The 25,059-nt window shown below is 64.0% G+C and carries 21 protein-coding genes; 13 read left to right on the forward strand and 8 right to left on the reverse strand.

Features of this window, described 5'->3' with window-relative positions; all coding sequences use genetic code 11:
• Positions 1-4: 4 nt before the first annotated feature.
• A complete protein-coding gene (locus tag VNT00_RS02410; protein WP_325584127.1) occupies positions 5-1,054 on the forward strand; it encodes an aromatic ring-hydroxylating dioxygenase subunit alpha in 1,050 nt (349 codons plus the stop codon).
• Complete coding sequence (locus tag VNT00_RS02415) at positions 1,054-2,118, forward strand: xylose isomerase (protein WP_325584246.1); 1,065 nt, start codon at positions 1,054-1,056, stop codon at positions 2,116-2,118. Before VNT00_RS02410 ends, VNT00_RS02415 begins: the two co-directional genes overlap by 1 nt.
• Here VNT00_RS02415 and VNT00_RS02420 read toward each other — a convergent pair.
• From VNT00_RS02420 to VNT00_RS02450, 7 genes are all read right to left on the reverse strand, one after another.
• Positions 2,115-3,614: a GTPase/DUF3482 domain-containing protein gene (locus VNT00_RS02420; RefSeq protein WP_325584129.1), complete on the reverse strand. Its 1,500-nt coding sequence runs from the start codon at positions 3,612-3,614 to the stop codon at positions 2,115-2,117. The two genes, VNT00_RS02415 and VNT00_RS02420, sit on opposite strands and share 4 nt — an antisense overlap.
• A complete protein-coding gene (locus VNT00_RS02425) occupies positions 3,607-5,025 on the reverse strand; it encodes a DUF2868 domain-containing protein (RefSeq protein ID WP_325584131.1) in 1,419 nt (472 codons plus the stop codon). The genes VNT00_RS02420 and VNT00_RS02425 overlap by 8 nt, the downstream gene beginning before the upstream one ends.
• 78 nt (positions 5,026-5,103) lie before the next feature.
• A complete protein-coding gene (locus VNT00_RS02430) occupies positions 5,104-5,460 on the reverse strand; it encodes a YkvA family protein (protein ID WP_325584133.1) in 357 nt (118 codons plus the stop codon).
• A gap of 85 nt (positions 5,461-5,545) precedes the next feature.
• Positions 5,546-6,715, reverse strand: coding sequence for an ABC transporter substrate-binding protein (locus VNT00_RS02435; RefSeq protein WP_325584135.1), 1,170 nt, complete (start codon positions 6,713-6,715; stop codon positions 5,546-5,548).
• Positions 6,716-6,748: 33 nt separating this feature from the next.
• Positions 6,749-7,993: a Rieske 2Fe-2S domain-containing protein gene (locus VNT00_RS02440; RefSeq protein WP_325584137.1), complete on the reverse strand. Its 1,245-nt coding sequence runs from the start codon at positions 7,991-7,993 to the stop codon at positions 6,749-6,751.
• Between the two features lie 245 nt (positions 7,994-8,238).
• Positions 8,239-9,060: an IclR family transcriptional regulator domain-containing protein gene (locus VNT00_RS02445; protein ID WP_325584139.1), complete on the reverse strand. Its 822-nt coding sequence runs from the start codon at positions 9,058-9,060 to the stop codon at positions 8,239-8,241.
• Positions 9,061-9,133: 73 nt separating this feature from the next.
• Positions 9,134-9,382, reverse strand: coding sequence for a GlsB/YeaQ/YmgE family stress response membrane protein (locus tag VNT00_RS02450; RefSeq protein WP_325584141.1), 249 nt, complete (start codon positions 9,380-9,382; stop codon positions 9,134-9,136).
• A gap of 263 nt (positions 9,383-9,645) precedes the next feature.
• Between VNT00_RS02450 and VNT00_RS02455 the strand changes: the two genes are divergently transcribed.
• The 9 genes from VNT00_RS02455 (at position 9,646) to VNT00_RS02495 (ending at position 17,967) form a co-directional block, all read left to right on the forward strand.
• Entirely contained in the window at positions 9,646-10,809 is a 1,164-nt protein-coding gene (locus VNT00_RS02455; protein ID WP_325584143.1) for an ABC transporter substrate-binding protein, read from the forward strand.
• A gap of 234 nt (positions 10,810-11,043) precedes the next feature.
• Complete coding sequence (locus VNT00_RS02460; RefSeq protein WP_325584145.1) at positions 11,044-11,904, forward strand: branched-chain amino acid ABC transporter permease; 861 nt, start codon at positions 11,044-11,046, stop codon at positions 11,902-11,904.
• Positions 11,904-12,899 (forward strand): branched-chain amino acid ABC transporter permease, encoded by a 996-nt coding sequence (locus VNT00_RS02465; RefSeq protein ID WP_325584147.1) that lies wholly within the window; start codon positions 11,904-11,906, stop codon positions 12,897-12,899. Before VNT00_RS02460 ends, VNT00_RS02465 begins: the two co-directional genes overlap by 1 nt.
• Positions 12,896-13,645 carry an ABC transporter ATP-binding protein gene (locus VNT00_RS02470; RefSeq protein WP_325584149.1) on the forward strand — a complete coding sequence of 250 codons (750 nt, stop codon included), beginning with the start codon at positions 12,896-12,898 and terminating at the stop codon, positions 13,643-13,645. Before VNT00_RS02465 ends, VNT00_RS02470 begins: the two co-directional genes overlap by 4 nt.
• Complete coding sequence (locus VNT00_RS02475) at positions 13,642-14,358, forward strand: ABC transporter ATP-binding protein (RefSeq protein ID WP_325584151.1); 717 nt, start codon at positions 13,642-13,644, stop codon at positions 14,356-14,358. The genes VNT00_RS02470 and VNT00_RS02475 overlap by 4 nt, the downstream gene beginning before the upstream one ends.
• Before the next feature lie 30 nt (positions 14,359-14,388).
• Positions 14,389-15,606, forward strand: coding sequence for a cytochrome P450 (locus VNT00_RS02480; RefSeq protein WP_325584153.1), 1,218 nt, complete (start codon positions 14,389-14,391; stop codon positions 15,604-15,606).
• Positions 15,607-15,697: 91 nt separating this feature from the next.
• On the forward strand, positions 15,698-16,021 hold the full coding sequence (locus VNT00_RS02485) for a 2Fe-2S iron-sulfur cluster-binding protein (RefSeq protein ID WP_325584155.1): 324 nt from the start codon (positions 15,698-15,700) through the stop codon (positions 16,019-16,021).
• A gap of 33 nt (positions 16,022-16,054) precedes the next feature.
• Positions 16,055-16,681, forward strand: coding sequence for a MarR family winged helix-turn-helix transcriptional regulator (locus tag VNT00_RS02490; protein WP_325584157.1), 627 nt, complete (start codon positions 16,055-16,057; stop codon positions 16,679-16,681).
• A 62-nt stretch (positions 16,682-16,743) separates the two neighbouring features.
• Complete coding sequence (locus tag VNT00_RS02495) at positions 16,744-17,967, forward strand: NAD(P)/FAD-dependent oxidoreductase (protein ID WP_325584159.1); 1,224 nt, start codon at positions 16,744-16,746, stop codon at positions 17,965-17,967.
• 68 nt (positions 17,968-18,035) lie between these two features.
• Here VNT00_RS02495 and VNT00_RS02500 read toward each other — a convergent pair whose 3' ends face one another.
• A complete protein-coding gene (locus VNT00_RS02500; RefSeq protein WP_325584162.1) occupies positions 18,036-19,274 on the reverse strand; it encodes a CynX/NimT family MFS transporter in 1,239 nt (412 codons plus the stop codon).
• Positions 19,275-19,453: 179 nt separating this feature from the next.
• On the opposite strand from VNT00_RS02500, the gene VNT00_RS02505 reads away from it, so the two are divergent.
• Together VNT00_RS02505 and cobN are read left to right on the forward strand one after the other, a co-directional pair.
• Complete coding sequence (locus tag VNT00_RS02505) at positions 19,454-20,665, forward strand: MFS transporter (protein WP_325584164.1); 1,212 nt, start codon at positions 19,454-19,456, stop codon at positions 20,663-20,665.
• 268 nt (positions 20,666-20,933) lie between these two features.
• A complete protein-coding gene (gene cobN, locus VNT00_RS02510) occupies positions 20,934-25,031 on the forward strand; it encodes a cobaltochelatase subunit CobN (protein ID WP_325584165.1) in 4,098 nt (1,365 codons plus the stop codon).
• The last annotated feature ends 28 nt before the right edge of the window (positions 25,032-25,059 follow it).

Genomic DNA, 25,059 nt, shown 5'->3' on the forward strand with positions numbered 1-25,059 from the left:
ACATATGGCTGAGTACGTATTGAACACTTGGTATCCGCTGGCGTGGTCGCGCGACATCACCGCCGGCGGGCTGCACAAGCGGCGCGTCGTGGCGAAGGACCTGGTGTTGTATCGCAATAGCGCCGGCAATGTGGTGGCGCATCTGGACATGTGCCCGCACCGCATGCTGCCCTTGTCGCAGGGCCGGCTCAAAGGCGATGCGCTCGAGTGCGGCTACCATGGCCTGCAGTTCGACTGCTCGGGCAAGTGCGTGCGCGTGCCGGGACAGGACATCATTCCGTCCAACGCATCGGTCGCCACCTACCCCACCCACGAAAACATGGGGCTGGTCTGGGTGTGGATGGGCGACCCCGCCCTGGCCGATACGTCTTTGGTCTATGACCTGCCGCAGTACCACGACGCAAACTGGAGCGCGGTGGAAGGCGATGCGCTGGAGATCGGCTGCCACTACCTGAACCTGGCCGACAATCTGTGCGATCCTGCCCATGTCAACTTCGTGCACCTGACCACCCTGGGTTCATCGGCCGGCGAGGACGTGCCCGTGCATCATGAGAAGCAGGATGGCGGTCTGGTGACCTGGCGCTGGATCAACGATGCGCCGGCCATTCCTCTGTTCCAGAAGTTCGGTAATTTCAAGGGGCATGTGGATCGCTGGCACTACTACCACTACCATGCGCCCAGCATCGCGATCATCGATTTTGGCAGCGCGGCAACCGGAACGGGCGCGGAAGAGGGCAACCGCGACGACTGCATCCAGATCTACGCCTGTCACTTCATGACGCCCGTCGACGAAAACACCACCATCGACCATTGGCTGCACGTCAAGAACTTCAGCGCCGACGAGGAAACCAACAAGGCGTTGTCGGCCGAGTTCCGTTCGGCCTTCCAGGAAGACAAGGCCATTCTCGAAGCCATCCACATCAACGAGCGCAAGTATCCCGACCATCGCCCCTTGAAGCTGGCCATCGATGCGTCGCCCACGCGCATGAGAAAAATGGTGCAGTCCATGATCGCGGCCGAGTCGGCGCCGAAAAAAGAAGAGGCATTGGCTTGATGGCGGCCGGGGGCAACGGCGGGGCGGTCGCATCCGCCAACGGCGAGTTTCCGTTCCTGCTGGGCTGCAACGGGCGCGGCGTGCAGGTGTCGTCGCTGGACAGGCCGGTTTCGCTGGACGAACTGCCCATCGGCGAGCAGTTCCGCCTGGTGAAGGAGTCGGGGGTCTTCGACTATTTCGACCGCATCCCGCTGCGCGAGAACTTCGCCGAGTACGAGCGGGCCATGCAAAAGTACGATCTGCCCGTGCATACGGCAAGCTGGTTCTACATGCTGGGCCGCGACGAGGCCCTGATGTACGACAACCTGGGAATCTGCCGCGACGTGGGCGCCAAGTGCCACAACATCATGACCTTCACGCACCATGCCGACGGCCATGTCCTGACGGACGACGAAATCGTGGCGCACTACATGGATGTCTACGAGCGCGGCCTGCAGCTGGGCGTGGAGCCGTCGTTCGAACTGCACGTGAACATGTGGACCGAGAGCATGGCGCGCGTGACGCCCATCGCGCGGCGCATCCAGGCCCAGGGCGTGCCGTTCAACTACACCATGGACTACAGCCATGTGAACTTCAAGATCGGCAATCCCCGCGAGCTGGATATTTCCGAATGCCGTGAGGCCGCGGAGTCGGGGGCCATGGTGCTGGATCCTTTCGAGGAAGGCTCCTTGTGCGACGAGTGGCTTGGCCTGGGCATCGTCAAGTGGATACAGCTGCGCACGGTGGGGCCCAACCAGCCTGAAAACCTGTGGGTGAAGAACGACGACGGTTCTTTTGCGCGCGGTATCCAGTATCCCATTGTGCGGCCCAAGCCCGGCGAATGGCATTCGCCGTGGCATGCCTACATGCTGGAGCCCTCCAAAGAGGCCATACGCAAGGCCTTGCGCTACCATGCCACGCATGCGAACAGCCCGCTGCGCTACATTACCACCGAAATGATCAACCTGGCCGATTACGGGCTGGGCGCCAAATACAATCTGTTCGAGCAGAATGTCGAGGCGGCGAAATTCATACGGCGGGCCTGGAAGGAAACCCAGGCGCTGAACGCGGCGGGGCTGCTTTAGCGATCACGATGGTATGGTGCGGCGCCTCCAGGCGGTGACAGCATTGCGCCAAGTTGCTCCGCCAGCTCGCGCACGACCTGCTCGCGGCGGGGGCCGGCTGTGCCGCTCCGCCCCGGCATCGACCATTCAGGGTGGCCTCGGGCTTCTTGCAATGCGTCGGGCACGCGGCCTTTGCGCAGCCCGGCTTCGAACCCGGCGAGTCCGTCGTGCGCGGCTTCCTGAAGGGGGGTGTTCGGGGCGTCAATGGCGTCTTGCCGCCCCGGCGCTGCATCCCTCAGGCTGATGGGCGCTTGCGCCGCGTGGCCGCGCGTTTCCAGGGCGCGCGCCAGCGCCGCCTGGCGCAAGGCCAGCAGGCACAGCACGGCATCGTCGACGCTGAGTTCCTGGTAGCCTTTGAGGCGGCCCAGGATGCGCTTGCCGTAGCGATCCACACCCTGCCATAGTCCGCCGGCCGCCGCGCCCACCAGCGCCGCCGCGCCAAGGCTCAAGCCCGCAGTGAACAGATCCACGGTCGCGCCCGCCATGGCCCCGGCGGCAATGCCTTTGGTCATGTGCAGGCCGGCGTCCTTGAGCGCCTGGGGATGGAATAAATCCATGCCCCAGCGTTCGCCTTCGAGAGGCAGCGGGTGATTGGGGAAGTCGCTGGCGTGGAAGTTGTAGCGCTTGAGCAGCGCGCGCACGCAGTCGGCTTCGCGTTCGCTGATCGCACTGCGCAAGGATTGCGTGGCCTGTTCCAGGGCGTCGTCGTCCGGCAGGCTGCTTAGCCGGTATGCGGCTGCATCGACCAGCAGTTCGGCGATCAGGCGGGCGGCATCGGTCCGGCGTATCCGGCGCTGGCGCAGGACATCGGCCTTGAGCGTTTGCAGCAGGGCCGCGTGCGTATCCAGCAGCAGGCCCAGCTTGTCGTAAAGCTGGGTTTCCCCGTCCAGCGCCGGCGCCACCGTATCGAATTCCGCGATGGCATGCAGGCCCAGGCGGGCAAGCGTTTCGCGCCATGCGCCGGCATGCGGGGCCGAGCCGTGCACGAAATTCAACACGGGCAGCAAGGGCCGGCCGCATGCGGCCAGGATGGCGAGCTCGTCCTTGTGCTTGCCCAGTACGGGGTCGCGCACGTCCACGACATACAGGCCCGCGTCGCATTCGAGCAGCTTGCGCACGACTCGGGCTTCCTGCTCGTAGCGGCTCCGGCTTTCGGGGGAGTCCAGGAAGCGGCGGATGCGGTCGGGGCCGTCCAGGCGCGGCGAACCCTCGGCCAGCAGGTCCATGTAGTCGAGCAGGCCGATGCCGTCTTCCATGCCGGGAGTGTCGAACAGTTCGACGACGCGCTTGCCGTCGACCAGCAGGCGCGCGCCCTCCACGTGGCGGGTGGTGCCCGGGCTGTCCCGCACCTGGCCGAACTCCGGGTCGCGCGTCAGCGTGCGCAGCAGCGAGGTCTTGCCGGTGTTGGTGTGCCCCACCACCGCCAGCCGCAGGCAATCGTCGCGGGCGTCAGGCATGGGCGGAGCCTCCTGGTGTCGAGGCCGCCAGCCAGTCCAGCGCGGCGGGCGTGTCGGTGCCGGCCTGTCCGGCGCTGATGCCGGCCGCGGCAAGGCGTTCGAGCCAGGCGGGCAGGCGGCTTTCCTGCGTGTTGCCGGGGGAGGCAAGCAGCAGGATGCGGGTCTGGCCGGCCAGGCTTGCGGCTTCGGCCACGAGGCCGATGGCGCCGCGATCCGGCGTCTGCCGTCCGTCGCAGACGATCAGCAGTTTGTCCGGCGCCTGGGCGTGCAGGTAGTCCAGCAGCGCTTTGCGTTGCGGCCCCGTATCGACGACGCCCAGATCGTGGACGTGCGCGGGCACGGGCGCGGGCGGCCAGGCGAGGCCGGGAGGCAGCTCCAGGCCGACCATCGACGGCCCCGGCTTGTCGTCGCCGTTGAACAAGGCATGCTGGCCTTGCGCCAGGCCGTCGTGGCCGGCCGGCGCGTCGATGCCCATTTTTTCGCTGGCGGGCTGCAGCCGCTCGCGCAGTTCGGCATAGCCCGGCAGGCTTTCGTCGATGGCGATGGAGGCGATGCCGCGCCGCGCGATGAAAATACTTGCCAGAAAGCCCGCCAACCGGGGCAGCAGGCCGTAGACGACAAGGCAGCCTATCAGCCAGCTCGACCAAAGCGCCTGCGCCGATTCGGGCAAGGCATGCAGGCCGTCGCTGGCGCGTATGGCGGCGTCGCCGGGCATGGCGAAGCCGAACAGGCCCGGCAGCCAGCCCAGGGCCTTGGTCAGCGCCACGAAGGTGTCGGGCGACAGCAGGGTGGTTTCCCAGTTGAAGCCATAGCGCTTGGCCGAGAGCACCGCCAGCATGGTCAGGAGCGCGCTGAGCATGGCGCCGACCCACAGGCCGTGGCTGACGGCGCTGAGGATCCAGCGCAGGCTGCCGTGGCGCGCCAGCAGTTCGGCCAGGGCTCGGGGAGCCAGGCCGCTGTCGGGCCCGCGCGCCAGCTTTTGAGTCAGCCAGAGCCAGGCCCGGCCGAGCCAGGCTCCGGTGTTTCGGCCATCGAGCGCGAAACTCAGCAGCCACAGGATGAAGGTGATGGCGTGCAGCCCCAGCAGGGCGGCCACGGCCAGCAGCAGGTTGACCGGCCGCGCGCCGTCGCCCAGCGCGCCCAGGGCCGTGCCGGCGCCAGCCAGGATGGCGGCCAGCAGCATGCCGGCAAGCGTCAGCCTGGCGATTTGCCGCCAGTGCAGGAGAATGCGATCGATGCCTTCGCGGCCTCCGATCAGCATGGCGCGCAGCAGGATTTTTTGAGGAAAGTCCGCGCCCGATGCGCGCACCTGCCGCAGTTCGCGCGAGTCGTCCAGCGGCCCCCAGTGTGCTTCGCGCAAGCGCAGGGTTTCGGCCAGCCAGTATGTATTGAGCGGGGAGCCGCTATTCATGCGAGTGTCCAGCCCGAGCACGGATACGTATTTGCCCGGCCGTGCCGCCAGCCGCGTGGCGCGTATCCGGATGCGGGCTCAAGTGCGGGCCGCCCGGGGAGCAAACCACTGTTCGAGCTTGTCGTTTGCCTGGGCCTTGATGTCGGGGGTGATGTAGACGGCAACCGTGGCCAGGGCGGCCGCGAGGATGCCGAGGTCGTCGGTATAGCCCAGTATGGGGGTCAAGTCGGGGATGGCGTCCAGCGGCAGGATGAGATAGCCGAGCGCCCCATAGATGACGCGCTTGGCCCAGGCCGGCGTTGCGCTGCTTTGCGTGGCGTAGTACAGGCACAGCGCTTTTTCAAGCACCTCGCGCCCGATGCTGCGAACCCGCGGCTCCAGCTTGCGCCAGAAGCGCGCGGGGCTGTATGCGCTTTGGTAACGGGAGTCGGTCATGCGCCCCTCCTGGATGGCAGTCGTGATCACAGAAGGATATTGTAGCGGCTTGTAGCGGCCTGGCCGTCCGGGTTGGCTTTGGCCGCTATTTGCTCGTGGCGATGGTGCGTCGCTCGGCTTCTGCGCCTATGTATTTCCATTGACCGTGCCTGACTTCGACCAGGACACGGCCGCGATGATCCAACCCGATATGATCTTGCGGGGTCATGTTGTAGACGCCGTTGACGCCCGGCAGTTCTCGAGTGCGCTCCAGGTTGTCCCGCAATGCCTGGCGGAATCCAGGCGTACCTGGTTTGGCGGACTTGAGCGCGGGTGGGATAGCGTTGGCGAGAAGCAGCCAGGCGTCCCAGGTTGACCCCGCAAAGGTCGAGCGGCTACCCGGGCCGTATTTCGTTTCGTAGGCATTGTTGAAGTCGACACCTGTTTTCTTGCTGAGCCTGGTATCCGGAAGTTGATCCGCAACCAGTACAGGGCCGACCGGGATCAGCGCGCCTTCGACTTGCTTGCCGCCGATACGCAGAAAATCCTTGCTGGTTACGCCGTGGGTGTAATAGATATTTCCCTTATAGCCTCGCTGGCGCAACTCGATGGGCGGCAATGCGGCCGGTGTACCGGAAGCGCCCACGAGTACGACATCGGGTTTGGCAGTGAGCAGCTTCAGTGTCTGGGCGGCAACGGAGGTGTCGGAGCGAGCATAGCGCTCATCGGCTATCACGGTAATCCCGGCCGCCGAAACGGCTTTCAGGAGCTCTGAATACCAGATGTCGCCGAGGCTGTCGGCAAAGCCTATGTAGCCAACAGTTTTTGCGCCGCGTGCAACCATGTCCTCGACAATGCACTGCGCCATCAATCCCACGGACTGGGTCGACTGAAACACCCACGCGCGTTTGTCTTTCGGGGGAATATAGGGTGTGATGATGACGATGGGCGTCTTGCTGTCGCTGGCAGCCGGTGTGGCGGCGGCTGCCGTCGGGTTGGTGTTCGGGCCGATGATCGCGTCTACGTTCCGCTCCGAGATCAGCTTGTGGGCGTTCTTGACCGCCGTAGTCGGGTCGCTAGCGTCGTCAAGCACGGTATAGTGAATTTTTTCTCCGTCGATGGAATCCGGCATCAACGCGACAGCACGTTTGATGTCGGTGCCAAGGATCGCCGCTGGCCCCGTCAAAGAAGCGATGACTCCGATATTGATGTCGGCCTGGGCCGTTTGCGAGGCGCTGGCGATGGCGGCCGCGAGCAGTATTGTGCGAGCATTCATTTGATAGTCTCCAGGTGAGCCGTTTGGTCGGTATCAATCTATGGCGGCACGGGTGTCCATGGCGGTTTTTGCCCCAGTCCCCGTGTTGTTCAATAGTGCCTGCTCGTTTGCTTCCGACCCAGGCATGTTTTGCATGACTGTCCAACGCTTGGTCTGGCGACCCTCGGCCAGTTCTTGAAGCTCTCTGGTCCAGAGCCGGCGCAGGTATTGCACACCGGCATCCGTGCGTGCAAGGCGCTCGGCCTCCCGGTTGGCGATGCGTCCCTGGCCCACTTGTCCGGCATAGTCTTCCACCAGCACCAGGTAGGGATGATCCAGCACGTCGGCAATGGAAATTCGGCCGGCGACGATGTCCTCGCCTACGTCCTTGATGGAGCGATGCTGGGCGCGTTGCTGCAGATACCATTCGTATTGCTTCTTGTAGGCTTCCTCTTGCCCTGGGAGAAGCCTGACTTGTTGCGTAGCAATGAACAAATGGTTTTCATCGTCCACAGGAGTGTGAAAGATGTAGGTGTCGCGCAGGGCCGGGCCGGCTCCCTGGTACGAGAGCGCATTGGGAGAGGGTACGAGCAGGCGCACCGTTGCCGGTTGAAACAGCACGACGGTGCGCTGGTCGCCATCGAGTTTGGTGCCGCGCTTTACGATTCCGTAGTCGGTTTCTTCGAACTTGATGCTGGACATGTCGTATCCGACGTGGATTCCGCCCCTTCGATGAGTCCATGACAGATGACAGTCGTCCCAGTCGTTTTCCCAGCTTTGGAAGTAGCTGCATCCCATCGGTTCCACGAATGACTCGGTGATTCCCTCGCCCTCGAAGACGGGGACGGGGGGAAATGCCGGCGGTTCGCCTTCTCCCAGGTAGGCCCAGATAAGGCCCAGATAGTCCTCGGTCGGGTAGGCGGCAATCTTGATCCGAGCCGCTTGTTCGGAGCTGCCCGAGGGCTGTTCGACACATTGGCCAGAGCCTGAGAACCTCCATCCGTGGTAAAGGCATCTGATCGAGTCTTCCTCGATCCATCCGGTCGATAGCTGGGTGCCGCGATGTGGGCAGTGTGGGGCTACGAGATGGGCCTTGCCTGTCGCTCCACGATAAAGCGTGAAGTCTTCTCCCAGTATTTTGATCGGCTTCGCCCTGCCTGCGGCGATATTGGCGGAAGTGTCCACAGGATGCCAGAACTGCCGCAGGTAGCGGCCGGCTAATGTGCCAGGCCCGACATTGTAGAAATTCTTGTAATCGATGACAGGTCTGGTGCTTGTCGTGCTGGATATGTGCTGCATGATGCATGCCCCCTTTTGTATGCGCGGATTTGATGGACGGTGGCGAAATGTGCTTAGCGCCCACATGCAGATAATAGGAAGCGATATGACAAGCCGGCACAACTCTGAAAAAAATGTTCATTGCATGGACGTTGTTGCGAGCATGGCGTAGGCATGCAATATGGCCGGCACAGAAAGAGCCGCGCCGCCGCTCTGCGCTGGGCGTTGGCGGTTGCGGTACTTTGCGGGAAGAAGGAAGAAGGGCGCTAGCTGCGTTTAGGCGGGGAAGGATTGCGACACGCTGCGCTGTAGCGCGAATATTCGGCTTCGATCCGGCTTGCGGCATCGCGCAGCGGGGGTAGATAGCGGCGTACCGCTGTTTCAGCTTCCATGGCCGATGTAATCCAGTTCAGATTCAAACATGCAAGCACGTGTTCTCCGGCCATCAATGGGACGGCTATGGTGGAAATTTTCTCGACCTGCCCTTTGATGCGCAGACCGTAGCCCCGTCGGCGTGTAAGTAGTAGCTCGGCCTCGACTTCCTTGGGAAGTTTCAGCGCTTCCCCATCGGGGTCTGGCCCCAGCGCCAGCATTTCGAGAATTGCGGTGCGTTCGGCTTGCGGGCAGAAAGCAAGATACGCTTTGCCGGTGGCTGTGCTAAGCATGGGAACACGCAAGCCCGCGGTCGCCCGGGTAATGGACAAGGCGCTGCGTTGATGCGTCGTTGCGCGGATGACCATGGCCCCGTTATCGTAAGTTGCGATGTCGGTCGGCCATACGACGGTATCGCAGAGTTCTGCCAGCACCGGGCGGCAAATCTCGGAGATCCAGTCTTCGTCTTTGTAGCCGTCGGCCAGAGATCGGATAAGCAGCGTCAGCCGGTAGGTGTCCCGAAGGCCTGGGCGCGTGACATAGCCGGCCATGCGCAGCGTTTCAAGCAGCCGATGCACAGTGGGACGAGGGAGTTTGGTGGCTTTTGCCAGTTGTGCACTCGTCCCTTCGCCCATTTCGGACAGGGCATGCAATACCATCAACCCTCGCTCCAGGCCGCGCACAGAAGGGTAGGTAGTGGAATCGCCGGAGCTCATTTTGGGTAATGACGAAAACTCCCTGCACGGGGTTGGCGTGCGGGGAGTGTGCTTGCTGCATTGATTGCGCGGATCAGGATTTTTTGGCGATGAGGCCGTAGACGAACAGCACGATGATGGCGCCCACGATGGAGCCTATCCAGCCGGCGCCTTCGCCCGGCGCGTACAGGCCCACGGCTGCGCCAAGATAGCCCGCCACGAGCGAACCCACGATACCCAGGATGACGGTGAGGATGATGCCGAGTTTTTGCTCGCCCGGCATGATGGCGCGGGCGATGAGGCCTACGATGAATCCGACGACGATCATGCTGATGATGCCCATGGCTGGCTCCTTTTTGTAGGTGGAATAGCGGGTTGCCTTGTCAGAGGATAAGGGTCATGCGGTATTGCCCATGATAGGGATGTCGCGGGTACGAGTCCAGCCTGTGCCCGCAAATTTCGTATCAAAAAGTTTAAATTGTTGGTATTGCAACTAGTTGACTTACCAACTTTTTGCGCATAGAATTTTTTGCAGACAAGTGCGCCGTGTTTGTTTTTCCCTGCACGGCTGCGAACTTGCACAACAATCACAATTCAGGAGACAACATGAAAGCACTCAGCTTGGGCGCCGTCGCGCTGGTGGCCGCGTCGATTTCCGGGTATGCCGCGGCAGATCCCGTCAAGGTCGGCATCATCGCCCCGTTCTCGGGCCCCTTTGCGCATTACGGCAAGTTGTTCAAGGACGGCGCCGAGTCGTATCTCGCCACGCAAAACGGCAAGTTCGGCGGCCATGAAATCAAGATCATCTACCGCGACAGCGGCGGCCCCAACCCCGGCGGCGTGAAAACCGCCGCGCAGGAACTCATCGTCAACGACAAGGTGGACTACCTGGGCGGCCTCGTGTTCACGCCCAATGCCATGGCCGTGGCGCCCCTGATCCAACAGTCCAAGACTCCCACTGTCATCTTCAACGCGGCGACCTCGGTCATTACCACCAAGTCCGATTATTTCGTGCGCACCTCGTACACGCTGTGGCAGGACACCGTGCCGCTTGCCAACTGGGCGCACAAGAACGGCATCACCAAGGTCGTCACGGCCGTCAGCGACTACGCTCCCGGCGTGGACGCCGAAAAGGCCTTTACGCAATCCTTCACCAAGGCGGGCGGCACCGTGGTCGAGAGCATACGCATGCCGCTCAGCACCAACGATTTCAGCCCCTATGCCCAGCGCATCAAGAACAGCGGCGCGCAAGCAGTGTACGTCTTCCTGCCGGGCGGGCCTCCCAACCTGGGCTTCGTCAACGCCTACAACCAGAACGGCTTGCGTGAAGCGGGCATCAAGTTCCTGGGCACGGCCGAAATGGACGAATTCGACCTGCAGAAGTTCGGCGATGCGGCAATCGGGCTGCATACCTCGTTTCATTATTCCGCCGCGCACGATTCCGACGCCAATCGCGCTTTCGACGCCGCCATGAAAAAGCAGGCTCCGGATGCGCTGCGCAACTACGCATCGGTCGGGGCCTTCGACGGCATGCACGTCATCCAGAAAATGGTCGAGGCCACCGATGGCAAGAGGGACGGCGCCAAGGCGATTGCGGCGATCAAGGGCTTTGCCTGGGAAAGTCCGCGCGGACCGGTCAAGATCGACCCCAAGACCCGCCACATTACCCAGAACGTCTATCTGCGCACGGTCGAGCGCGGCAGCGACGGCAAGCTCATCAACAAGGAAATCGAAAACTTCGGGCCTCAGGGCGACCACGGCCTGGAATAAGGCCCGGCCGGGCGCCACGCTCCTCCTAGTGCCCTGCCTGGCTAATTCTGATCCTTATCTTCGGCGCCTGGGCTCGCCATGCGGCGTTGCAAATCCTCGCGATAGCTACGGCTATCACTGTGGTTTGCGCCTTGCCTGACAAGCCCATGCATCCGAATATAAGTGATCGAACTAACCAGACAGGACACTAGGGGGCGTGGGGCTTGTCTTTAATATCGTTACGCAGGAGCGGACGTGCTGCAGCTGAGCAATATCTTGATCGACGGGGTCGTCTACGGAATGGTGCTGTTCGTCATCTCCGTAGGCCTCTCGGTCACCATGGGCCTGATGCGCTTCATCAATCTGGCCCATGGCGCCTTCGCCATGGCGGGCGGCTATGTCGCCGCCTGGCTTATCCGGGTCGAGGCCCTCCCGTTCTTCGCGGGCGTGGTCCTGGCCATCGTCGCCACCATGGCGCTGGCGGCCGTGCTCGAAACCTTCGTGTTCCGTTTCCTGTACGCCAAGTCCGAACTGCAGCAGGTCTTGTTCACCATAGGCTTCACGTTCGCGGCCATTGCGGTGGCCAGCTTTTTCGCGGGCGCCTACATCCAGCAGATTCCCCTGCCGGGCTGGCTGCATGGCTCGGTCACGCTGGGCGAGCGCACCCTGCCCGCGCAGCGGGTCATGGTGGTGGTTCTGGGGCTGGCGGTCGTGCTGCTGTTGTGGCTCATCATTGCCAGGACACGCTTCGGAATCTGGCTGCGGGCCTCGGTGGACAACGCCCCCATGTCGTCGTCGCTGGGCATCAATATCCGCCTGGTCCAATGCGCCACGTTCGCCTTCGGCGCCGGCCTGGCCGCATTGGGCGGAGTGCTGGGGGCCGAGCTCATGCCGCTCGAGCCCTACTATCCGCTCAAGTACCTGGTGCTCATGCTGGTCGTGGTGTCGGTGGGCGGCATGGGCAGCGTGTCTGGCACGCTGTGCGCCGCGCTGTTGCTGGGCATCGTGGATACCGCCAGCAAATACCTGGCGTCCGGCTTCGGCGACTTTTTCTTTTACGCGGCCATGATCATACTGCTGGCCGTGCGCCCCAACGGCATTTTGCGGAGACGATGATGCAGTTGTCCCAAGCTTCTTCGCCCATCGGCCGCGGCAGCTATTTTCCCTGGCAGTGGCATCTGGCCGGCCTGGTGCTGATTGTTGCGCTGTATTGGCTGTTCCCCGGCAATTTGTTGATGCTTACGCGCATAGCAACGCTTGCCATCCTGGTCATGTCGCTCGACCTGGTTACCGGTTACGCGGGGCTGCCCACGCTGGGCCACGCCGCCATGTATGGCGTCGGGGCCTATGGCGCGGCCTTGTGCGCCAAGTTTCTTACCGGCGATCCGCTGGCCGGCCTATTGGTGGCGGCGGCTGCCGGCGGCCTGCTGGCGCTGGTGGCCGGCGCTTTCCTGGTGCGCTACCAGGGGCTGGCGTTTCTTATGCTGACCATCGCCGTCGTGCAGATCATGCAGAACCTGGCCAGCAAGCTCAGCTTCATCACGGGCGGCGACGACGGCCTTTCGGGCTTTACGGTCTCGCCCATATTCGGCCGCTTCGAGTTCGACATGTTCGGCGTAACCGGCTATTGGTACAGCATGATCCTGTTGCTTCTCAGTTTCATCGTGCTTCAGCGGATAATGAGTTCGCCCTTCGGCCTGTGCTGCATGGGCATACGCGAAAACCGCGACCGCATGAGCGCCAACGGCACGCGCATCTATCCGCAACTGCTCAAGCTGTATGTCCTGGCCGGCGTGTTCGCCGGGCTGGCCGGCGGCATCACCGCCCAGGTCAATCAAATCGTGGGGCTGGACAGCCTGGGTTTCGAGCTGTCGGCCGAGGCGCTGGTAATGCTGGTGCTGGGCGGCTCGGGCAATCTGGTGGGCGGCATCGTCGGGACGGCCCTGTTCTCGGGCATTCACCATTTTGCCGCCACCGCCAATCCGTTCCACTGGCTGTTCGTCATCGGGGTCCTGCTCATGGTCGTCGTGTTTTTGCCCAAGGGCGTCATCCAGCTTGTGGCGCGCCGCCTCGGCAATAACGTGCTGGCGGTTTTCGGGAGGCGTGCATGAGCATTTTGCGTGTCGAACACCTAAGCAAAGCGTATGGCGGGCTCAAGGTCACGGACGACGTTTCCTTTACGCTGAAGCCCGGAGAACGCCTGGCCATCATCGGCCCAAATGGCGCGGGCAAGACCACCCTGGTCAGCCAGATCGCCGGGGCGCTGCAGTCCGACGGCGGCCGCATCTTCATGGCGGACGACAATGTCACGTCCTGGCCTGGCTACCGCCGCGTGGGACATGGCCTGGTCCGTACCTTTCAAATATCCAAGCTGGCGCCCGATATTCCCGTCCTCGATCAACTGGCGCTGGCCATCCACCAGCGCGACGGCAGCATCGGCAATATGTGGCGCCACAAAAATTCCTACGGCGCGGTGCTGGACGAAGCCCTGGCGATTCTGCGCGATCTGGGCCTGTCGCGGGCCGCGCAGCGCACGCCGTCCGAAATGGCCTATGGCGACCAGAGGCTGGTCGAAGTGGCGCTGGCCCTGGCCTTGAAGCCGCGGGTGCTGCTGCTGGACGAGCCCATGGCGGGCGTGCCAAAATCCGAGGCCCAGCTCATACTGGATGCACTGGAGCGCCTGCCCGCCGACCTGGCCGTCGTCATCATCGAACACGATATGGAGCTGGTCTTTCGTTTTGCGCACCGCATCCTGGTGCTGGCCAATGGCGCGGTCCTGGCCGACGGCGCGCCGGCCGAGATCCGCGGCAACGAGGTCGTGCGTGCGGTATACCTGGGCAAGGGGGGGCAGGCATGAGCAAGCTGCTGGAGTTTTCCAAGGTCGAGGCGGGCTACGGGCCCTTGACCGTGCTGCACGGGGTTTCTCTCGAGATTCACGCCGGCGAGCGCGTCTGCCTCATCGGGCGCAATGGCGTGGGCAAGTCGACGACTCTCAAGACCATCATGGGGCTTACCGACCGGCGCAGCGGAACGCTGAGCTGGGACGGCGCCGATATTACCCGCAGCGGCACGGTGGCGCGCTCGCGCATGGGCATAGGCTATGTGCCGCAGACGCGCGACGTCTTTCCTTCGCTCAGCGTCGAGGAAAACCTCATCGCGGGCTTGCGCAGCCGGCCGGCCCGCGACGTCGATCGCGCCTATCGCTTGTTTCCCCGCCTGCACGAACGCCGCAACAACGGCGGCGCCGAGCTTTCCGGCGGAGAACAGCAGATGCTGTCGGTGGCGCGCACATTGCTGGGGCGGCCGCGGCTGCTGTTGCTGGACGAGCCCCTGGAAGGCCTGGCGCCGATTATTTGCGAAGAATTGATGCACGCCTTCGATACGCTCAGCCGCGAGGAAGGCGTCGCCATTCTATTTGTAGAGCAGAAAGTGCAGGAAGCGCTTCAATTTGCCCAAAGGGCGGTGGTGCTGGATCATGGCGCGGTGGTTCACGAGGGGCCAACCTCTGAACTGCTGGCCGATCCCGGCATCGTGGATCGTCATATAGCCGTGGCGGATGCGCCGGCGTAGACGAGTGAATTTTTTTGGCAGGAGATAGCCATGAGCGAAACCCAAACCCAGGTCCGGGACGACATCGACGCGCCGCGTCTGGACATCGATCCGTTTTCCGACGATTTTCTCAACATGCCGTATCCGTATCACGAGCAGATGCGCGAGGCCGGCCCGGTGGTCTGGCTCGAGCCCTACCAGCTATGGGGCGTGGCGCGCCACGAGCCGGTCAAGGTGGGGCTGAACGACTGGCAAAGCTTCATTTCCTCGGCGGGCGTGGGGCTGGCCAATTTCCGCACTGAAAAGCCCTTCCGTCCGCCCAGCCTCATCCTGGAGGCCGACCCGCCGCTGCATACGCGTTCGCGCACGGTGCTTTCCCGCATCCTGTCCCCCAAAATGATGCAGACCGTGAAGGCCGAGTTCGAAATCCAGGCCAACAAGCTGGTCGACCGCCTGGTCGAGCAGGGCGAGATCGACGCCATCAAGGATCTGGCCAAGGTGTTTCCCCTGCGGGTGTTCCCCGATGCGCTGGGCCTGGCCGAAGAGGGGCGCGAAACGCTGCTGCTGTACGGAGACATGGTGTTCAACGCGTTCGGCCCGCGCAACCACGTGTTTCTCGATTCCGTAAAGCGCTACGAGCCGGTGCGCGAGTGGATCATGGATCACTGCCAGCGCTCCGAGCTGCGTCCGGGCGGGTTTGGCGACCTCGTCTACCAGGCTGCCGACGCGGGCGAGATTCCCCCCGAAGACGCGCCCTTGCTGGTACGTTCCTTCCTGTCGGCGGGGGTCGACACCACGGTCAACGGCATCGGCAACGCCATGTATTGCCTGGCCATGTTTCCCGACCAGTACGCCAAGCTGGCGGCGGCGCCCGCGCTGGCCCGCCAGACCTTCGAGGAATCGCTGCGTCTCGAGTCGGCCGTGCAGACGTTCTTCCGCACGGTGAACAAGCCGCTGGAATTCTACGGCGTGCCCATGCGCGAAAACGACAAGGTCATTTTCTTCCTGGCCGCGGCAAACCGCGATGGCCGCCAGTGGCCCAATCCCGAGGTCTTCGACATCGAGCGCAAGCCGGTCGGCCACATGGCTTTCGGCTCGGGCATCCATGGCTGCGTCGGGCAGACCGTGGCGCGCCTGGAAGGCGAACTGATTCTTTCCGCGCTTGCCAAGCGGGTGAAGCGCATCGAGATCACGGGTGAGCCGGTGCGCCGCTTGAACAACACCCTGAGGGCATTGGAGTCGCTGCCCCTTCGCTTGATTCCCCATTGATTTGCCGAAGCCTTGTCCGGTTGATCCATGAGCCCGGCCCGCTTGCGGCACCATCCGCGGCGGGGCGGCCAAAGTTTGAAAGGATGAAGAAGTGGTTAACGTAAAATATGTGCATAGTTCGGGCTCGGTCACCGAGCTGGAGGTTCCGGCCGGCACCAGCGTCATGCAGGCCGCCGTGAATCACGGGCTCGACGGCATCGTGGGCGAATGCGGCGGGGCCGCCATGTGCGCGACCTGTCACGTCTATGTCGACGAGGCCGACAGCGGCAAGTTCCCGCCCATCAGCCCGCCCGAACAAGAAATGCTGGACTGCACGGCCAGCCCTTTGCGGGAAACCAGCCGCCTGGGGTGTCAGCTGGTCGTCAAGGACGAGCACGATACTATTACGGTTTATTTGCCTGAAACGCAGCAATAGCCACGGCGGCTCTGCTGCTGGATTTTTTCGACGATGAAGAAAGATGTTTGCCCGCCCGCAGAGCACGAAGTACGAAGCACCATGAGCGCCGCCGGGAGCGGTTCGAAGGCTGCCGCCAGGAAGCGTCCTGCGCGGGCGGGCAAGGCCGGCCCCGGCTCATGGTCGGGCGGCTGGACTTCGACCGGTATCGACCTGGGCCACTATGCCCCCGCGTATTTCACCTTCATCGCGACCAAGATGGCATCGGGCGCGGCCGCCGTCTATCGCAAGCATTTCGGGGTGGGCATCGAAATCTGGCGTGTGCTGGTCATGCTGGCCATCGACGAAAAAGTATCGGTCAACATGGTGTGCAAATTGATCGGCATGGACAAAGGCTCGGTCAGCCGCTGCTTCAAGAGCATGTATGAAAAAGGCTTGATCACGTTTTCGACCGACCCCGCGGATGGCCGGGTGCGCTATGCAACGCTTACCCAGGCGGGACGCGAGAAGCACGACCAGATCAAGATGGTGGCGCTCGAGCGGGAAAGAGCGCTGCTCTCGTGCATCTCTCCCGAGGAAACCGAGGTTTTGATTAAACTGCTACATCGGCTGCACATCAATCTGCCCAATGTCGAAAAGGCGACGGCGGCCTATGTGCATGAACACCTGGCGGGCCGGTAGGCGCCGGCGGGATTGGCCGGGCGGGGCGAGCAGTCATGAATGGACAAGAAAGGAGTGGCGTGGTGAAGAGGATAGTCGTAGTGGGCGGCGGGCATGCGGCGGCGCAGTTTTGCGCCAGCATGATCGAATCGAAGGAAGACATTCAGCTTTTGCTGGTGAGCGATGAGGCTCACTTGCCGTATCAACGGCCGCCCCTGTCCAAGACCTACCTGAAAGACGACGCGCCCGAGGCGGCGCTGCTGCGCGCGGCCAGCTACTATGCCGACCACAATGTCGCCGTGCGCCTGGGCGGCAAGGTGGCCGACATCGACCGCGCCAGCCAGACCATCGGACTGGAAGGCGGCGAGCGCATACCCTACGACGTGCTGGTGCTGGCCACCGGCACGCGGGCCCGCACCCTGCCGCTGTTCGAAGGCGGGCATGCCAACGTCTTTACCTTGCGCACGCTGGACGACGCGGCTCGCCTGCGCGAGCGTCTTCAATCGGCGCAGAACCTGCTGGTGGTCGGTGGCGGCTTCATCGGCCTTGAAATCGCCGCCACCTCGGCGCAACTGGGCAAGTCGGTAACTCTGCTCGAGGCGGCGCCAAGGCTGCTTGGGCGTTCTTCCTCGCCGGAAGTGTCCGCCTATCTGCTGGAAAAGCACCGCGCGGCGGGCGTCGACATCCGCGTTCAAACCGCCATCGACCGCGTCGACGTTCAGGGCGAGGCGGTGAAAGGTGTTTGGGTGGGTAACGAGTACCTGCCCGTCGACGTCATCGTGGTGGGCATCGGCGCGGTGCCCAACGACGATCTGGCGCGCCAGGCCGGCCTGGCGTGCGATAACGGGGTGGTGGTGGACGCCCATATGCGCACCAGCGATCCGGCGATCCTGGCCATCGGCGACTGCACGGCGTTTCCGTCGGCGGCGCTCGGGCGCCGTATCCGTCTGGAGTCGGTGCAGAATGCCAACGACCAGGCGCGCTGCGCGGCCCTTACCGTGACCGGCAAGCCTGCGCCTTATACGGCCTTGCCGTGGTTCTGGTCGGACCAGGGCGCCGTGCGCATCCAGATAGCGGGCGTGCCCGAGCAGGATCATGTCCGCGTGGTGCGCGGCGATCCTTCCCAGGGCAAGTTCTCGGTGCTGTATTTCGAGGGCGACGTTCTGACGTCGGTCGAGTCCATCAATGCCGCCGCCGACCACATCGCCGCCCGCAAGCTCATTACGGCCCGCACTCCCATCCCCATGGAAAGGGCGGCCGATCCGGCGATTCCACTAAAAGACGTGGCGGCCAGCACGGCGGCCTAGCGCGCTGAGGCGAATTAGCCGAACAGTGCGGTAGCGTTGAGGAAGCTTCCGCCGCCCGCGCTCGTGATTCAGCTTTGAGCCGGCCTTCGGGTCGGCTTTTCCATGCCTATGTAAATGGACCGTCCCGCCCCCATCCCGAAGAGGAAGCTGCCTGTCAGCAGCAGGGTGAAGAACACCGCGACGGCGTGCCAGTTGCCGGTAAGCTCGTGCAGCAGGCCCACCGCGAAGGGGCCGACGGCGGCGACGATATAGCCCACGCCCTGCGCCATGCCAGACAGGGCGACCGCGATTTGCGGCGTGGGCGAGCGCAGCACCAGCAGGGCCAGGGCGATGCTGAACACCCCGCCCAGCCCCAAGCCCATGACCGTGGTCCATAGCCATACCTGGCTTAGCGGCATGTAGATGATGCCCAGCAGACCGACCAGCGTCATGACGACCAGCACGCCGATGGCGCAGCGCTGGTCTTTGCCGCGGGTGGCCATCCACGGCGCCGACAGCGACGTGATCAACTGCATGCCCATGGCCACCGACAGAGCCAGCCCGGCGGTGACCTGGGTGAGGCCGCGGTCGATGAGAATGAAAGGCAGCCAGCCGAAAACGCAATAGGCGATGGCCGATTGCAGGCCCATGAATAGCGTGACCTGCCAGGCCAGCGGGCTGGAGCGCAGCCGGGGGGCCGGTGCGCGGGCCTTGGCCTGCTGCAGGGGGCCGGGCTGGATCTGGGGCCACCAGATCAGGGCGGTGGCCAGGGCCGGAATCAGCCAGAAGGCCAGAGCAAGCCGCCAGCCGCTGCCGGGCAGGTTCTGGATGGGCACCGTAGCGCCGGCCGCGATGGCCGCGCCCAGGCACAGGGCCGTGGAATACAGCCCCATCATCATGCCGGCCTGGGTGGGGAAATGATGCTTGATGATGCTGGGCAGCAGAACCATGATGACGCTGATGCTGGCGCCGGCGACCAGCGTTCCGGCGAACAGGCCCGTGATGCCGAACAGGCTGCGCAGCGCAATGCCGAAGGCCAGGAGCAGCAAGCTCAGGAAAATGATGCGTTCGCTCGAAAGGTAGCGCAGCAGCCTGGGCACGAAGGGCGCGAAGATGCCGAAGCACAGAATGGGCAGGGTGATGAGAAAACCGCTGGCCGAGGCGGACAGGTGCAGGCTGTTTTGAACCGAATCGAGAACCGGCCCCAGGCTGATCAGGGCGGGACGCAGGTTGGCCGCAACCAGCATGAGCGCGATCACCAGAATCAGTCCGCCGGTGGAGCGGGAGGGAGCGGCGTTTGGCTGGGGGGTGTTCTGTTGCGGCTGCATGGATATTGTTTGTGTACTTAATAAATTGGCATATTACGACAGTGTGCCACAATACCGGCGTCCAGCGCAGGATTCGATCAGGCCGCGCCCAGCCGCGGCGGCTTGCATCGTGGCAGGGTGCATGCCGTGTTTTAATGCGCTTGTCGCCACCCTCCTCGCCGTGGAAATCCAAGAACCGTATGCAGGCAACCGTCAACGCCCCCGCCGACTCGTCCAACCAGGCCGCCTACCTCGTCGTATTGGCGGGAATATGCGCAGCCCTGCATATCTGGAAGCTGCCCCCCGCCTTGCCGGAACTGCAAAAAGAACTGGGCCTGAGCCTGGTGGAGTCGGGCTTCCTGCTTTCCCTGGTGCAGATGGCAGGCATGACCCTGGGGCTGACGGTGGGGCTTTTCGCCGAGAAGATCGGCCTGCGGCGCTGCGTGCTGGTGGGCTTGCTGCTGTTGAGCGCGGCTTCGGCCGGCGGCACGGTTTTCGGCGACAAGACGGCGTTGCTGGTGTTCAGGGCCCTGGAAGGCTGCGGCTTTCTCATGGTGACCATGCCCGCGCCCGGCCTCATCCGCCGCCTGGTCCAGCCTGCGGTGCTGGCGCGGGTGCTGGGCGTGTGGGGCTGTTATATGCCCATCGGCACCGTCATCATCCTGCTGTTCGGTTCCTGGCTGCTGAGCCTGGCCGATTGGCGCCTGCTGTGGTGGCTGATGGCCGCAGTGACTTTCGTTATGCTGGCCGCCATTGCCCGGTGGGTGCCGGCGGATTCCGCCAGAGCCGCCGGGCCGCAGCCTGATAGGCCGGCGGCGGATTCGGGCTGGGGCATCGTCAAGGCCACCTTGACCTCGCGCGATATCTGGTTCGCGGCGTTGTGCTTCGGCGCCTATTCAGGGCAGTGGGTGGCCATCATCGGCTTTCTGCCCTCCATTTACGTAGCCGCCGGCATTTCGGGAACGGCGGCGGGCGTCATGACGGCCATCGTGGCGGGTTCGAACGCCTTCGGCAACCTGGCGGCGGGACGTCTGCTGCAGCGCGGGGTCAAGCCGCCGGTCTTGCTGTGCACCGGGTTTGCCGTCATGGCTGCCGGTGCGTTTTGCGCCTTCGCGCTCGACATCCCCGCCACCGCCAAGTTTATTTCCGTGCTGCTGTTCTCCGCGGTGGGCGGGCTGATTCCCACCACGCTCTTCCTGCTGGGAATACGCCTGGCGCCGTCGGTGCGCGCGACGTCGACCTCCATTGGCTGGCTGCAGCAGTGTTCGTCATTCGGCCAGTTTGCCGGGCCTCCCCTGGTGGCCTGGGTGGCGACCCAGGCCGGCGGCTGGCAATGGACCTGGCTGGCGACGGGCTTGTGCGCACTGGGCGGAATCGCCATGGCGACGCGCCTGGGCAAGGGAAAGGTCTGATCCGGCCTGTGTGCCCATCGCGGCGCCGCGCGGACGGCGCGACCGGCGTTTTCCCAGGCCGAAGCTGGATATGTTCTGCGCGGCGGCGATGGCGTGAGGCGTTTCCCCGTACTCTTTAATTAATAATTTTAAGAATCATTATCATTATGATAATATCTGTGGCCTGGGAATCCGCTTGGTGAGTTGCGGGGCGGCTCGTCCAGAGGTTTCCCAAGTCAAAAACAATCAATCGGAACCGGCCGGGATCAGGCCGCGTCGTTGCGGGCCCTTGGGGTGGGCGCGCATCGAAGGGCGGAGCCTGGATCGGATCCGGATAGCATCGCGGCTGGACGGCCTGTGGGCTTCCAGCGCGGTGCGCATTCAAGGCATGGCAATGTTCAACAAGGTTCGGCGATGGGGCGCCTATGCGCGGCGGGCAGTGGTTTTGGCCGCAGGTTTGTCATTGGGGGCGGCCAGCATGGCGGCGTCGGCCGCGACGGCTTTGTTCCTGACCACCAGCAACGTGCCGGCCGGCAAGTTCCAGGTGCTTGGCGCCATCGCCCAGCCTTATGGCATCGAGGTGGACTACCGCTATATCGGCGACCTGCCCGCCGACGTGGATGAAGGGCTGTTCAAGGGCTACGACATCGTCTTTGTGGACACCTACCAGCAAAGCGCGGTGCGGGCCAAGCTGGTCAAGGCATTGCCGGGCCTGAAGGTTCCCATGGCCTGGCTGTACGACAAGTCGCCGTCGGCCAGCGGCCTGAGCAAGGAAATGGGCGTGCGGCTGGCCGATTATTACTCCAACGGCGGGCGCGCGAACTTCGAGAATTTCTTCGCCACCGTCGCCGCCTTGCTGGCGGGGCGTGAGCCGCAGGGCATCGCCGACCCGGTCGAGTTTCCCGAAACCGCCATCTATCACCCCAAGGCGCCGGGGCTGCTGTTTGCCGATACCATGGCGTACCTGAAATGGAAGGGTGTCGACCCGGACAAGCACGCGCCGATCGTGGGAATTTCCTTTCACCAGCAGTACGTGTCGGCCATGCAGACCCGGCTGATCGACGACATCATCGCCCGGGTGGAAGCCGCCGGCGCCGTGCCCATTGCCTATTACCATTCGGTATCCGACGACACCGCCAACCAGCGCATGCTGGCGCCGCAAGGCCGGACGCTGGCCAGTGTCCTCATCAGCACACGCATCATGCTCAGCACCGAAGGGCCGCGCGCCGAATTCGAAAAACTGGGCATACCCGTCATCCAGGCCACGCCCTACCGGCGCGGCGACGCCAGCCAATGGGAGGCCGACCCGCAGGGCGTGCAGATGATGGACGTGCCTTTCTACATGTCGCAGTCCGAATACACGGGCATTACCGATATCCAGATCGCGTCGGCCTTCGACGCCAAGGACCAGCAGCTTACGCCCATTGCGCCGCAGATGGATGCCGTGGTGGGCAAGGCTTTGCGGCTGGCGGCGTTGCAGCGCAAGCCCAATGCCGAGAAAAAGGTCACCGTGTTTTTCTGGAACTACCCCCCGGGCGAGAAGAATCTGTCGGCTTCTTTCATGAACCTGCCGCACAGCCTCATGGGCACGCTGGCCGCCATGAAGGAAGCCGGGTACGCGACGCAACCCATCGACGAGCCGGCGCTGATCGAGAAGCTGCAGCGCCTGCTGGCGCCGCAGTACCGCCCGGACATGCTCAAGCCCTTGCTGGACGATGGCCTGGCGGCCTGCCTGCCGCTGGCTGATTACGTGCGCTGGTTCGAGGCGCAGCCCGAGAAAGTGCGCAGCGAAATGCTCGAGCGCTGGGGCGAGCCCGAAAAGTCGCGCATGGTGGTGCGCGAAGGCGGAAACGCGTATTTCGTGATTCCCCGCCTTTTGCTGGGCAATATCGCCATCATGCCGCAGCCGCCGCGCAGCGATCAGTCCGAGGACAAGGAAAAGGCGCTGTACCATTCGACCTCCGCGCTGCCCACGCATTTCTACCTGGCCGTTTACTTGTGGGCGCGCGAGCAGCAGCAGTCCGATGCCTTCGTGCATTTCGGCACGCACGGCTCGCAAGAGTGGATGCCGGGCAAGGAGCGAGGCCTGTCGGTGTACGACTATCCCATGCTGGTGCTGGGCAATGTGCCGGTGGTGTATCCCTACATCGCCGACAACATCGGCGAAGCCCAGCAGGCGCGGCGCCGCGGCCGGGCGGTCATTGTCAGCCATCAGCCGCCGCCCTTCCAGCCGGCCGGGCTGCACGACGCCCTCACCGAAACCCACAATCTGCTGCACCAGTGGCTGAACCAGGGTGAGGGCGCGGTGCGCGACCAGATCAAGGCCGACCTGCTGGAGCGGGCAGCCAGCGAGCGCATACTGCCGGACCTGGGCTGGACGCGCGAGCGCGCGGCCGCCGAGTTCCCGGCCTTCATCGACCTGCTGCACAGCCATCTGCATGAACTGGCCCAGACGGCGCAGCCGCTGGGGCTGCACACCCTGGGCCGCGCGCCCGAGACCAGGCACAGGCTTTCCACCGTGCTGCTGATGCTGGGCCATCCGTTCTGGGAGGCCGCCGCCGCCAACGCCGGCACCGCGCAAGCCGACCTGGACGAAGCCGTCGTCGGCGATTACGACAAGCTGGCCGAGACGGCGCCGTATGCGCTGCTCAAGCAGGTGGTGGTGGACGGCCAGGATCCCGGCCCCGTATCGCCGCAACTCAAGGCCATGCTCGAGCAGGCGCGCGGCTGGTATGCCGACATCGGCGCCGCCAACGAGATGCCGGCCGTCATCGCGGCACTGGCGGGCCGCTATATCCCGACTTCTTACGGCGGCGATCCCATCAAGAACCCCGAGGCTTATCCGACAGGCCGCAATCTGTACGGGTTCGATCCGTCGCGCGTGCCCACCAGGCAGGCCTGGGAAGCCGGCCGCCAGGCGGCCGAGCAATTGCTGGAAGCGCATCGCCAGTCCAGCGGCCGCTTGCCGCGCAAGCTCACGTTTTCGCTATGGTCGGTGGAAACCATGCGCCATCAGGGCCTGCTCGAAGCCCAGGCTTTGTGGCTGATGGGCGTGCAGCCGGTGTGGGACAAGGGCGGGCGCGTGGTCGGTGTGGAGCTGGTGGATCGCAAGACGCTGGGCCGTCCCCGCGTGGACGTGGTGCTGTCGGCCACGGGCCTGTATCGCGATCACTTCCCCAATGTGCTCAAGCAACTGGCGCACGCGGCGCAGCTGGCGTCCCTGGCCGAGGAGGCCGACAACCCGGTTGCCGAGAACGCCAGGCGCATCGAGGCCCGGCTCAGGCAGGAGGGCGTGGCGCCGGGCGATGCTAAGCTGGCCGGCCAGACCCGCATCTTCTCGTCGGCGTCGGGGCAGTATGGCACGGGCCTGGACGATGCCACGCTGGCCACCGACACCTGGAACGGCAAGGAAGAGGGCGATAAAAAACTGGCCGCGCTGTACTTGTCGAAGATGAAATTCGCCTACGGTCCCGACGAAAGCAAGTGGGGGGCGGAAGGCGTCGCCGGCAGCGCCGCCAATCTGTATGCCGAGCAATTGCGCGGCACGGAAGGCGCCGTGCTGTCGCGCACCTCCAATACCTACGGCATGCTGACCACCGACGACCCCTTCCAGTACCTGGGCGGCATCGGCCTGGCCGTGCGCAGCCTGGATGGCAAGGCGCCCGAGCTGTATATCTCCAACCTGCGCGGCGGCGGGGCCGGCAAGGTCGAGGGCGCGGCCGGCTTCCTGGCCAAGGAGCTGGCCACGCGCCAGTTCCATCCGGGCTATATCAAGGCCCTGATGGCCGAAGGCTATGCTGGAACGCTCAGCGTGCTGGACGCCACCAATAATTTCTGGGGCTGGACTTCGGTGGCGCGCGAAATCGTGCGCGATGACCAGTGGCAGGAAATGGTCGACGTATATGTCAACGACAAATACAAGCTGGGCCTGAAGGAGTGGTTCGAGAAGGAAAACCCGCATGCACTGGCCCAGACCATGGAACGCATGTTGGAGGCCGCGCGCCAGGGGTATTGGCAGGCCGACCCGCAAACCGTGCAGATGCTCAAGGAGCGCTACAACGACCTGGCGGCGCGCTACGACGTGCGCAGCGACAACGCCCGCTTCCTGGAGTATGTGGCGGCCGGCGAGCCGGTGAAGGCCGAGATGCTGGCGTCGCCAACGCCGGATACTGCCCAGGCGAACCGGGCGCCCGAGCAGCCTCAGGCACAGCAGCAGCCAGCGCCGGACGATGCGGCACTGGAGCAGGTCACCGGCATGAAACTGGAGAAAGTCGGCGCCAACGCCGAGCCCGACCATACCCTGTATTTCGTGCTGGCCTTTTTGCTGCTGGTCGTCGCCGCGGGCGCCTTGCGCCAGGCGCGGCCGGTGCGCGTGCGGGCGGGCTAGGGCCTGTTAACAGGCCCTAGTGTCAGCG

Origin of the sequence: Eoetvoesiella sp., assembly GCF_035555955.1 — a bacterium.
GTDB lineage: Bacteria > Pseudomonadota > Gammaproteobacteria > Burkholderiales > Burkholderiaceae_B > Eoetvoesia.

Excerpts from the sequence above, each read along its gene's own strand:
- VNT00_RS02475 (WP_325584151.1), top strand. The coding sequence starts at position 13,642 with ATGAGCAAGCTGCTGGAGTTTTCCAAGGTCGAGGCGGGCTACGGGCCC.
- VNT00_RS02410 (WP_325584127.1), top strand. The coding sequence starts at position 5 with ATGGCTGAGTACGTATTGAACACTTGGTATCCGCTGGCGTGGTCGCGC.
- VNT00_RS02455 (WP_325584143.1), top strand. The coding sequence starts at position 9,646 with ATGAAAGCACTCAGCTTGGGCGCCGTCGCGCTGGTGGCCGCGTCGATT.
- VNT00_RS02480 (WP_325584153.1), top strand. The coding sequence starts at position 14,389 with ATGAGCGAAACCCAAACCCAGGTCCGGGACGACATCGACGCGCCGCGT.
- VNT00_RS02500 (WP_325584162.1), bottom strand. The coding sequence starts at position 19,274 with ATGCAGCCGCAACAGAACACCCCCCAGCCAAACGCCGCTCCCTCCCGC.
- VNT00_RS02465 (WP_325584147.1), top strand. The coding sequence starts at position 11,904 with ATGCAGTTGTCCCAAGCTTCTTCGCCCATCGGCCGCGGCAGCTATTTT.
- VNT00_RS02415 (WP_325584246.1), top strand. The coding sequence starts at position 1,054 with ATGGCGGCCGGGGGCAACGGCGGGGCGGTCGCATCCGCCAACGGCGAG.
- VNT00_RS02470 (WP_325584149.1), top strand. The coding sequence starts at position 12,896 with ATGAGCATTTTGCGTGTCGAACACCTAAGCAAAGCGTATGGCGGGCTC.
- VNT00_RS02420 (WP_325584129.1), bottom strand. The coding sequence starts at position 3,614 with ATGCCTGACGCCCGCGACGATTGCCTGCGGCTGGCGGTGGTGGGGCAC.
- VNT00_RS02450 (WP_325584141.1), bottom strand. The coding sequence starts at position 9,382 with ATGGGCATCATCAGCATGATCGTCGTCGGATTCATCGTAGGCCTCATC.
- VNT00_RS02435 (WP_325584135.1), bottom strand. The coding sequence starts at position 6,715 with ATGAATGCTCGCACAATACTGCTCGCGGCCGCCATCGCCAGCGCCTCG.
- VNT00_RS02490 (WP_325584157.1), top strand. The coding sequence starts at position 16,055 with ATGAAGAAAGATGTTTGCCCGCCCGCAGAGCACGAAGTACGAAGCACC.
- VNT00_RS02425 (WP_325584131.1), bottom strand. The coding sequence starts at position 5,025 with ATGAATAGCGGCTCCCCGCTCAATACATACTGGCTGGCCGAAACCCTG.
- VNT00_RS02445 (WP_325584139.1), bottom strand. The coding sequence starts at position 9,060 with ATGAGCTCCGGCGATTCCACTACCTACCCTTCTGTGCGCGGCCTGGAG.
- VNT00_RS02430 (WP_325584133.1), bottom strand. The coding sequence starts at position 5,460 with ATGACCGACTCCCGTTACCAAAGCGCATACAGCCCCGCGCGCTTCTGG.
- VNT00_RS02440 (WP_325584137.1), bottom strand. The coding sequence starts at position 7,993 with ATGCAGCACATATCCAGCACGACAAGCACCAGACCTGTCATCGATTAC.
- VNT00_RS02505 (WP_325584164.1), top strand. The coding sequence starts at position 19,454 with ATGCAGGCAACCGTCAACGCCCCCGCCGACTCGTCCAACCAGGCCGCC.